The sequence below is a fragment of the Kitasatospora sp. NPDC059571 genome (assembly GCF_042735675.1).
Classification (GTDB): domain Bacteria; phylum Actinomycetota; class Actinomycetes; order Streptomycetales; family Streptomycetaceae; genus Kitasatospora.
In genome coordinates this window covers 1-5,483 of sequence record NZ_JBHWBW010000377.1, presented here as the reverse complement: position 1 = coordinate 5,483, position 5,483 = coordinate 1, and the positions used below count along the sequence as shown (strand labels likewise).

General features: G+C 71.2%; 3 protein-coding genes and 1 pseudogene. All 4 read left to right on the top strand.

Annotated features, from left to right (window positions below; translation table 11 throughout):
- Positions 1–71 precede the first annotated feature (71 nt).
- Positions 72–793: pseudogene (locus tag ACFV0G_RS30115) on the top strand (FAD binding domain-containing protein); the annotation flags it as partial.
- The gene (locus ACFV0G_RS30110; RefSeq protein WP_380554890.1) at positions 790–1,275 is read left to right on the top strand and encodes a (2Fe-2S)-binding protein; all 486 of its coding nucleotides are present in this window, start codon (positions 790–792) and stop codon (positions 1,273–1,275) included. The pseudogene ACFV0G_RS30115 and the gene ACFV0G_RS30110, both read left to right, overlap by 4 nt.
- Positions 1,272–3,632, top strand: coding sequence for a xanthine dehydrogenase subunit D (gene pucD / locus ACFV0G_RS30105; protein WP_380554888.1), 2,361 nt, complete (start codon positions 1,272–1,274; stop codon positions 3,630–3,632). The genes ACFV0G_RS30110 and pucD overlap by 4 nt, the downstream gene beginning before the upstream one ends.
- Before the next feature lie 250 nt (positions 3,633–3,882).
- The gene (locus tag ACFV0G_RS30100) at positions 3,883–5,361 is read left to right on the top strand and encodes an NCS2 family permease (RefSeq protein ID WP_380554886.1); all 1,479 of its coding nucleotides are present in this window, start codon (positions 3,883–3,885) and stop codon (positions 5,359–5,361) included.
- The last annotated feature ends 122 nt before the right edge of the window (positions 5,362–5,483 follow it).

Sequence of the window (5,483 nt, the reverse complement as noted above, 5' to 3'; positions counted from 1 at the left end):
GGACTATTTTAAGTACCACGTCCACCGCCAAACCGCGATACTCCACCTCAACGGCTTCCCCGACCACACCCATTGGTCAAACGAGGGCGCCGTCGTCCGGCTGGGTGCCGCAGTCCCCTACGCCCGCATCATCGACGAGCTGTCCGGTCCGCTGCCCGGCCTGGCCCTGGCCGCGCACACCGTGGGGTCCCCGCAGATCCGCAACCGCGGCTCGGTGGGCGGCAACCTGGGCGCCGCCTCGCCGGCCGGCGACTCGCACCCGGCGCTGCTCGCGGCCGGCCGGGACGTGTTCGTGGAGGCCGAGTCGGTGCGCGGCACCCGGCTGATCGCGATCGACGACTTCTACACCGGCGTCAAGCGCAACAGCCTGGAGGCCGACGAGCTGATCCGCGCCGTGCACATCCCGGTGGCGGACGGCCCGCAGCAGTTCTCGAAGATCGGCACCCGCAACGCGATGGTGATCGCGGTCTGCGCGTTCGGCTTCGCCCTGCACCCCAAGAACGGCACCGTCGGCACCGGCATCGGCTCGGCCGCCCCCACCCCGCGCCGCGCCGTCGAGGCGGAGCAGTACCTGCAGGGCGTGCTCGCCGAGCGCGGCCTGTGGGAGTCCGGCGACCTGCTGGGCACCGAGGTGATCCAGCGCTTCGGCGAGCTGGTGCGCGCCGCGGCCTCCCCGATCGACGACGTCCGCGGCAGCGCCGACTACCGCAGGCACGCGCTGGCCGTGATGGCCCGCCGCACGCTGACCTGGACGTGGAACGACTACAGCAAGCAGATCAGGAGCGCGGCATGAGGGTCACTTTCACCGCCAACGGCAAGCCCGTCGAGGCGGACGACGTCTGGGAGGGCGAGAGCCTCCTGTACGTGCTGCGCGAGCGGGTCGGTCTGCCGGGCTCCAAGAACGCCTGCGAGCAGGGCGAGTGCGGCTCCTGCACGGTCTACCTCGACGGCACCCCGGTCTGCTCCTGTCTGGTCGCGGCCGGCCAGGTCCAGGACCGCGAGGTGCGCACCGTCGAGGGCCTGGCGGACGAGGACGGCGAGCTGGGCCTGGTCCAGCAGGCGTTCATCGACGCCGGCGCCGTCCAGTGCGGCTTCTGCACCCCCGGTCTGCTGGTGCAGACCGACGCCCTGCTGGAGCGCGACCCGCAGCCCAGCGACACCGACATCCGCGAGGCGCTGTCGGGCAACCTGTGCCGTTGCACCGGGTACGAGAAGATCATGGACGCGGTGCGGCTCGCCTCCGCCCGCACGTGCGAGAGGGCGGCCTCCGAATGAGTACTCGTACGATCCAGGGCCAGAAGAACCTGCAGGACATCCGCCAGGCGAGCAAGGACGGCATCGGCGGCTCCCCGCTGCGGCCGGACGGCAACCTGAAGGTCAAGGGCGAGTTCGCGTACTCGTCCGACCTGTGGCACGAGGACATGCTCTGGGGTATGGCGCTGCGCTCGCCGCACCCCCGCGCGAACATCCTCTCGGTGGACATCTCCGAGGCGCTCAAGGTGCCCGGCGTGTACGCCGTGCTCACGCACAACGACATCCCCGGCACCAAGTACTACGGCCTGGAGATCCAGGACCAGCCGGCGCTGGCCATCGACAAGGTCCGCTACCACGGTGAGGCGATCGCGCTGGTCGCGGCCGACCACCCGGAGACGGCCCGCCGCGCGGTGAAGAAGATCAAGGTCGAGTACGAGGTGCTCACCCCGATCACCACCGAGGAGCAGTGCCTCGCCCCGGAGGTGCACGGGTACGTCCACGAGCCGCACGAGTACAAGTCGCACGGCTCCGGCAACATCTGCCACAGCCAGAAGCTGGTCTCCGGCCTCGGCGTGACCGACGAGGTGCGGGCGATGGCGGACGTCATCGTCAAGGGCAGCTACGAGGTCGGCATGCAGGACCAGGCCTTCCTCGGCCCGGAGTCCGGCCTCGCGGTGCCCTCCGAGGACGGCGGTGTCGACCTCTACATCGCCACCCAGTGGCTGCACGTGGACCGCCAGCAGATGGCCCCGGTGCTGGCCCTGCCGGAGGAGAAGGTCCGGCTCACGCTGGCCGGCGTCGGCGGCGCGTTCGGCGGCCGCGAGGACCTGTCGATGCAGATCCACGCCTGCCTGCTGGCGCTGCACACCGGCAAGCCGGTCAAGATCGTCTACGCCCGCGACGAGTCCTTCTTCGGCCACGTGCACCGGCACCCGGCGAAGATGACCTACGAGCACGGCGCCACCCGCGACGGCAAGCTGGTCTTCGCCGACTGCCGGATCGTGCTGGACGGCGGCGCGTACGCCTCCGCCTCCCCCGCCGTCGTCGGCAACGCCGCCTCGCTCGGCCACGGCCCGTACGTGATCCCGAACGTGCGGATGGAGGCGATCGCCCTCTACTCCAACAACCCGAGCTGCGGCGCGATGCGCGGCTTCGGCGCGGTGCAGGCCTGCTTCGGCTACGAGTCCCAGATGGACAAGCTCGCCGCCGAGCTGGGCATGGACCCGGTGGAGCTGCGCCAGCTGAACGCCATGGCCGAGGGCGACTTCATGCCCACCGGGCAGCAGATCGACTCGCCGGCCCCGGTCGCCGAGCTGCTGCAGCGGGTCAAGGACATGCCGCTGCCGCCCCCGCTGGACCTGGAGCACCTGGACGTGCGCACCCTGCCGGGCGCGCTCTCCAACACCTCGCACGGCGAGGGCATCGTCCGCGGCATCGGCTACTCGGTCGGCATCAAGAACGTCGGCTTCTCCGAGGGCTTCGACGACTACTCCACCGCCCGGGTCCGCCTGGAGGTCATCGGCGGCGAGCCGGTCGCCATGGTGCACACCGCGATGGCCGAGGTCGGCCAGGGCGGCGTCACCGTGCACGCCCAGATCGCCCGCACCGAGCTGGGCGTCGAGCAGGTCACCATCCACCCGGCCAACACCGAGGTCGGCTCGGCCGGCTCCACCTCCGCCTCCCGCCAGACGTACATGACCGGCGGTGCGGTGAAGCTGGCCGCCGAGGCGGTCAAGCAGGCGCTGATCGAGAAGGGCCGGCGCCGCTACGGCTGGGAGCACCGGGACATCACGCTGGTCGGCGGCAAGGTCGTCTCCGAGTCGGCGGGCGTGCTGGTCTCCATGGTGGACCTGCTCGGGGACGAGGCGATCGACCTCACCCGCGAGCACCACCACCGGCCGACCGTGCCGTTCGACAAGGAGACCGGTCAGGGCTTCGGCCACGTCCAGTACACCTTCTGCGCCAACCGCGCGGTGGTCGACGTGGACGTCGAGCTCGGCCTGGTCAAGGTGGTCGAGCTGACCGCCGCCCAGGACGTCGGCAAGGCGCTGAACCCGCTCTCCGTGGTCGGCCAGATCCAGGGCGGCTGCACCCAGGCGCTCGGCCTCGCCGTCATGGAGGAGATCGTCGTCAAGGACGGCAAGGTCCGCAACGCCTCCTTCACCGACTACCTCATCCCCACCATCCTGGACACCCCGCCGATCCCGGTGGACGTGCTGGAGCGCCCCGACCCGAACGCCCCGTACGGCCTTCGCGGCGTGGGCGAGGCCCCCACCGTCTCCGCCACCCCCTCGATCGTCGCGGCGATCCGCCAAGCCACCGGCCTCGCCCTCAACCGGGTGCCGGTCCGGCCGGAGCACCTCACCGGGACGCTCTAGCCACCTGCCAGACCACCCCGGGGCGGCGACACGTCTTCCCCGCCGCCCCGGGGCCGCTCCACACGAAGGACAGCTGTGCACCACCCGCTGCCTCTCCCACGCCGGGGATCTGCAGCGGTACGCACCACCCTCCTCCTGCCACGGCCGGAGGGTGCACCCCGTGAGTCGAACAGTCCCCCTGCACCCAGCTCTCGTCTGGCCACCAGGTCGGCTCGCCCACCCCAATCCCCTTTGAACCTTGGGAGTGGACATGACCAGGATCCCCACGGAGCCCGGCACCACTGAAGACAGACCCGTCACCGACGACTCCCACACGCCGTCGGCGGCACCCCCACGGAACGCACTGGACGCCTACTTCAAGATCTCGGCCCGGGGCTCCACCCTCGGCAACGAGCTGCGCGGCGGTCTCACCACGTTCATGGCGATGGCCTACATCGTCCTGCTCAACCCGATCATCCTGAGCGGGGCGGACGTCAACGGCCTGAAGCTGGACCACGCCCAGCTCACCACGGCGACCGCGCTGGCCGCCGCAATCACCACGATCCTGATGGGCGTGATCGGCAACGTGCCGCTCGCGGTGGCGGCCGGCCTCTCGGTCTCCGGCGCGATCTCCGCCCTGGTGGTGCCGCACACCACCTGGCCACAGGCGTTCGGCCTCTGCGTGATCTACGGCCTGCTGATCGTGCTGCTGGTGGTCTCCGGACTCCGCGAGAAGATCATGAACGGCATCCCGCTGCCGCTCAAGCACGCGATCACCATCGGCATCGGCCTGTTCGTCTCCATCATCGGCCTGTACAAGGCCGGCTTCGTGCACACCGGCGGCCCCACCCCGCTGTCGCTGGGCCCCTTCGGCGAACTCGCCGGCTGGCCCGTCCTGATCTTCTGCGTCACCCTCCTGGCGATCTTCGTGCTGATGGCCCGCAACGTCCGCGGCGCAATCCTGATCGGCATCGCCGGCGGCACCGTGGTCGCCATGATCGTCAACCAGGTGGCCGGCCTCACCGCCAAGGACTGGGGCGGCTCCGCCCCGGTGTGGCCCGGCAGCCCGGTCTCCGCCCCCGACTTCGGCCTGTTCGGCGACGTCGACCTGTTCGGCGCCTTCGGCAGCCACGGCCTGGGTGCGATCAGCGCCTCCGTCGCGGTCTTCACCCTCGTCCTGGCCGGCTTCTTCGACGCGATGGCCACCATCATCGGCGTCGGCACCGAGGCGGGCCTCGCCGACAAGCAGGGACGCATGCCGGGCCTGTCCAAGGCGCTGTTCATCGACGGTGCGGGCGGTGCCATCGGCGGTGTCGCCGGCGCGTCCGGCCAGACCGTCTTCGTGGAGTCCGCCACCGGCGTCGGCGACGGCGCCCGTACCGGCCTGGCCTCCACGGTCACCGGCGGCGTGTTCGCCCTGATGCTCTTCTTCTCGCCGGTCGCCGCCGTGGTGCCCGTCCAGGTCGCCGCCGCCGCCCTGGTGGTCATCGGCTCGATGATGATGAGCCAGGCCCGGCACATCGACTGGTCCGACCGCGAGGTCGCCATCCCGGCCTTCCTCACCTGCGTCCTGATGCCGTTCACCTACAGCATCACCGCCGGTGTCGCCGCGGGCGTCATCTCGTACACCGTGATCAAGGCCGGCACCGGCAAGTGGCGCGAGCCCGGCCCGCTGATGTGGATCCTCACCGGCGTCTTCGTCGTCTACTTCGCCCTCACCCCGATCAAGGCGTGGCTCGGCGTGCACTGAGCCCCGGGCCGGGGGGGGGGGGGGCGCCCCCCCCCGGCCAGAGGGGAGCCCCCACACCGCCCCCGCCCCACGCCCACGCAGCCCGCCCCCGGCGCGGGGCCGCCCCGCAGCGCGCCCGCTGC